The organism is Cyanobium sp. LEGE 06143 (assembly GCF_015207535.1).
Classification (GTDB): domain Bacteria; phylum Cyanobacteriota; class Cyanobacteriia; order PCC-6307; family Cyanobiaceae; genus NIES-981.
Genome location: NZ_JADEWP010000218.1, coordinates 1 through 3,686 on the forward strand (window position 1 = coordinate 1; position 3,686 = coordinate 3,686).

The following is a 3,686-nucleotide window of genomic DNA, read 5'->3' on the forward strand; positions in this document are numbered from 1 at the left end:
GGCGGGGACTGGTCATGGCTGAGCCGCACCCTACCGCCGTTCTCAGCTCTGAACAGGTCTGCCGGCTACGCGGGCGACCACCCGCGGCTGGGGCCCGCAGGCGCTCAGCAGGGCCTCCTGCCGGGCCAGCATCGCCGCCAGGGCCTCATCGTTGGGATGGTCCCAGCCCAGCAGGTGCAGCAGGCCGTGGCTGGCCAGAAACAGCAGCTCGCGCTCCAGGCTGTGGCCGTGCTCCGGGGCCTGGCGCTCGGCCGTGTCCAGGGAGATCACGATGTCGCCCAGCTCCAGGGCGGCCGCTGCCCCGTCGGGGTCGGCCGGCAGGGCCGGCTGAGCCGGCAGGCCGTCCAGGTCTGGATCCTGGGCGGCGAAGGCGAGCACGTCGGTGGGGCCGCTGAGGGCGCGCCAGTCCTGGTTGAGGGCGGCGATGGCGGCGTCGTTCACCAGGCTCAGCCCCAGGCTGTAGGCCGGTGCCTGCAGGGCGGCGGGCAGTTCAGGCTGCAGCAGGTCCAGCCAGCGCTCCAGCTGCCGTTGCCACAGCGCTGCGCCAGCTTCGGGGTCGGCCAGCTCAGCGGCACCGGTGGCCGAGGCGTCAAAGGCGAGATCGAGCTCGATGGCTCAGCCCCCGGGCAGCTGGGGCCGGCCCAGCCAGGCCACCAGCACCAGGAAGGCCATCAGGCCAACGGCCGTGAGCCCGAAATGCAGCAGGCTCTGGCGCCCCTTGCGCACCATGTTGCGCATCGCCAGCTTCACGAAGCTGGGCTTGGCGTCCGGACTGGGTTCAGCCATCGCTGTCTGCCTCGGCTTCGCCCCCAGCCACGCCGGCGTGCAGCAGGCTCTGGATGAAGGGGTCGAGGTCGCCGTCCATCACCCCCTGCACATCGGTGGTTTCGTGCTGGGTGCGGAGGTCTTTCACCATCTGATACGGGTGGAACACGTAGTTGCGGATCTGGTTGCCCCAGGCGGCCTCCACGATGTCGCCACGGATGTCGGCGATTTCCGAGGCCCGTTGTTCCTGGGCGATCACCAGCAGCTTGGCCATCAGCAGCGCCATCGCCTTCTCCTTGTTCTGGAGCTGGGAGCGCTCCTGGGTGCAGCGCACGAACAGGCCTGTGGGGATGTGCAGGATGCGCACCGCCGTTTCCACCTTGTTCACATTCTGGCCACCGGCACCACCGGAGCGTGACGTGGTGATCTCCAGGTCCTTGTCGGGGATGTCGAGCTTCACCTCCTCGTCGAGCTTGGGCATCACCTCCACCCCCGCGAAGCTGGTCTGGCGCTTGTCGTTGGCGTTGAACGGCGAGATGCGCACCAGCCGGTGGGTGCCCTTCTCGTTGCGCAGGTAGCCGTAGGCGTAGCGGCCCTCGATCTCGATCGTGCAGCTCTTGATGCCCGCTTCTTCCCCCTCACTGAGCTCATCGACGCTCACCTTCATGCCGTGGTCTTCCGCCCAGCGGGTGTACATGCGCAGCAGCAGCTGGGTCCAGTCCTGGGCGTCGGTGCCGCCGGCGCCGGCGTTGATGGTGAGCACGGCCCCCTCCTTGTCGTAGGGGCCGGAGAGCAGCCGCTCCAGCTCCCAGCGATCCAGCTCGCTGCGCAGCTGGCCCAGGCCGCCATGGGCCTCCTCCAGCAGCTCGGCGTCGGGCTCCAGCTCGTAGAGCTCCAGGGTGGCTTCGGCGTCACCCACGGCGGTCTGCCAGCGCTGCAGCTGCTGCAGCTGGGCCTTCACGTCGTCGAGCTGGCGCATCTGCTTCTGCGCCGCCTGCTGGTCGTTCCAGAAATCCGGCTGGGAGGCGAGCTGCTCGAGGTCCTGTTGCCGGGCGTTCAGGGCAGGAACGTCAAAGACAGTCCTGGGCGTTGCCCAGGCGGTCAGTGAGCTCGGAGAGGTCGCGTTTGAAGTCGGTGAGATCGAGCACCGGGCACGGGCGGTCGGTGAATCGACCGTACCAGCGAGGGGCTGGGGCCGCTTTTAGGATTCCTTCATCAAGCCGCGAGCGCCCATGGCCCCCACCGTCGAGATCTACACGTGGCGGGCCTGCCCCTTCTGCGTGCGGGCCAAGGCCCTGCTCGATCGCAAGGGTGTGGCCTACACCGAATTCGCCATCGACGGCGATGAGCGGGCCCGTGCGGCCATGGCCGAGCTCAGCGGCGGCCGCCGCAGCGTGCCCCAGACCTTCATCAACGGCGCACACGTGGGCGGCTGCGACGACCTGCACGCCCTCGAACGCAGCGGCAGGCTCGACGCCCTGCTGGCCTCCTGACGGTGGCAATGCCGTTCCAGCAGAAGGGCGCCCAGCTGTTCGTGATCGATCCGATCGGTCGCATCAACCCCGCCAAGGACTCCACCGCCGCCCTGATGCAGGCGGCCCAGCGGGCCGGCCGGCCCGTGTGGGTGGCCACCCCGGCCGACCTCTCGGCCCGCTGCGCTGCCTCCGCCCCTGCAGGCCATCAGGCCTGGGTGCGGGCCTGGCCCATCGCCCTAGAGCCGATGGCGCTGGGGCCCGAGGGCTGGATCGTGCCGGAGCCCTGGTATCGCCTGGGGGAGCCCCAGCTGCTGCCGCTCACGGCCTTTGCCCACGTGTGGATGCGCAAGGACCCGCCGGTGGACGAGGCCTACCTCTATGCCACCCACCTGCTCGATCTGGCGGAGCGCCAGGGGGTGGCGGTGATCAACCGGCCCGCCGCCCTGCGGGCCTGGAACGAAAAGCTCAGTGCCCTGCGCTGGAGCCACCTGATGGCTCCCACCCTGGTGGCCAGCCGGGTGGAGGCCCTGGCGGCCTTCACCGCCGAGCACGCCGAGGTGGTGCTCAAGCCCCTGGGCGGCCGGGCCGGCCAGGGGGTGGTGTTCGCCTCGGCCTCCAGCCCCGGTCTGCGGGCCCTGCTGGAGCTGGTGACGGCCCAGGAACAGCTGCCGGTGATGGTGCAGGCCTTCCTGCCGGGGGTGAAGGCGGGCGACAAGCGCATCCTGCTGGTGGATGGCGAGCCCCTCGGGGCCGTGAACCGGGTGCCGAGCGGTGGTGAATTCCGCAGCAACCTCGCCGTGGGGGGAGCGCCCCAGGCCACCGAACTCACCGACCAGGAGCGCCGCATCTGCGCCGAGCTGGCTCCGGCCCTGCGGGCCGAGGGGCTGTTCTTCGTGGGCATCGACGTGATCGACGGCCGCCTCAGCGAGATCAACGTGACCAGCCCCACCGGCCTCCGCGAGGTGGAGCGCCTCGGCGGGGTGCCTCTCGCCGACCTCACCGTGGCCCGACTCAGCCAGGCTTGAAACCTTGCGGTGAGGGGCTACGCCATGCCCCCCGAAAGTCTCGGCCATGCCCTGGCCCGCCACCTCCAGGACCATGGCTTCGATCCCGACTACTACCGAAAGGTGGCGGTGAACAGCGACCTCCTGGGCTACAAGGCCCAGCCGCTGCTGGCCCAGCGCTGGGAACGCGGCTGGACGCGTCCCCTGGCCAGCTGGCGCCAGGCCGTGGGCTTGCCGCCACAGCCTTAGGGAGCCTCTGGGCAACGAGCCCTGAAAGTGGGTCCAAGGTTGGAATTTGCTCGGAATGAACAACGTTTGGCGAATCTGAGGTTGGCTTGGCTGATTTCACCCTTTCGGGTGCCAAAATCTGCCCATGTTGGCCGATTCTTTCCCTCGACAGGCACACTGATCTCCTGATCACGTACTGCATAGCAACCTGCGA

At 69.3% G+C, this 3,686-nt stretch carries 6 protein-coding genes; 3 read left to right on the forward strand and 3 right to left on the reverse strand.

The window, feature by feature from the left end; all coding sequences use genetic code 11:
- Positions 1 to 42: 42 nt before the first annotated feature.
- The 3 genes from ybeY to prfB all read right to left on the reverse strand — a co-directional run bounded on the left by ybeY (position 43) and on the right by prfB (position 1,913).
- On the reverse strand, positions 43 to 564 hold the full coding sequence (gene ybeY, locus IQ216_RS12485; RefSeq protein ID WP_228007482.1) for an rRNA maturation RNase YbeY: 522 nt from the start codon (positions 562 to 564) through the stop codon (positions 43 to 45).
- Between the two features lie 51 nt (positions 565 to 615).
- A complete protein-coding gene (locus IQ216_RS12490) occupies positions 616 to 786 on the reverse strand; it encodes a DUF3285 domain-containing protein (protein WP_186698299.1) in 171 nt (56 codons plus the stop codon).
- Positions 779 to 1,913, reverse strand: a protein-coding gene (gene prfB / locus IQ216_RS12495) for a peptide chain release factor 2 (protein ID WP_186698301.1) whose coding sequence is annotated in 2 segments (ribosomal slippage) — positions 779 to 1,837 and positions 1,839 to 1,913 — 1,134 coding nt in all. Because the reading frame shifts where the segments join, the coding sequence is not laid out codon by codon here. Before prfB ends, IQ216_RS12490 begins: the two co-directional genes overlap by 8 nt.
- 84 nt (positions 1,914 to 1,997) lie before the next feature.
- Between prfB and grxC the strand changes: the two genes are divergently transcribed.
- From grxC to IQ216_RS12510, 3 genes are read left to right on the forward strand one after another with little or no spacing between them, the layout of a single operon-like run.
- Positions 1,998 to 2,258, forward strand: coding sequence for a glutaredoxin 3 (gene grxC, locus IQ216_RS12500; protein WP_186698303.1), 261 nt, complete (start codon positions 1,998 to 2,000; stop codon positions 2,256 to 2,258).
- An 8-nt stretch (positions 2,259 to 2,266) separates the two neighbouring features.
- Entirely contained in the window at positions 2,267 to 3,265 is a 999-nt protein-coding gene (gene gshB / locus IQ216_RS12505; RefSeq protein ID WP_193815743.1) for a glutathione synthase, read from the forward strand.
- 24 nt (positions 3,266 to 3,289) lie between these two features.
- Positions 3,290 to 3,493: a hypothetical protein gene (locus IQ216_RS12510; protein WP_193815741.1), complete on the forward strand. Its 204-nt coding sequence runs from the start codon at positions 3,290 to 3,292 to the stop codon at positions 3,491 to 3,493.
- Positions 3,494 to 3,686 lie beyond the last annotated feature (193 nt).

Coding starts and splice junctions, on each gene's coding strand:
- IQ216_RS12510 (WP_193815741.1), top strand. CDS start 3,290: ATGCCCCCCGAAAGTCTCGGCCATGCCCTGGCCCGCCACCTCCAGGAC.
- gshB (WP_193815743.1), top strand. CDS start 2,267: ATGCCGTTCCAGCAGAAGGGCGCCCAGCTGTTCGTGATCGATCCGATC.
- grxC (WP_186698303.1), top strand. CDS start 1,998: ATGGCCCCCACCGTCGAGATCTACACGTGGCGGGCCTGCCCCTTCTGC.
- IQ216_RS12490 (WP_186698299.1), bottom strand. CDS start 786: ATGGCTGAACCCAGTCCGGACGCCAAGCCCAGCTTCGTGAAGCTGGCG.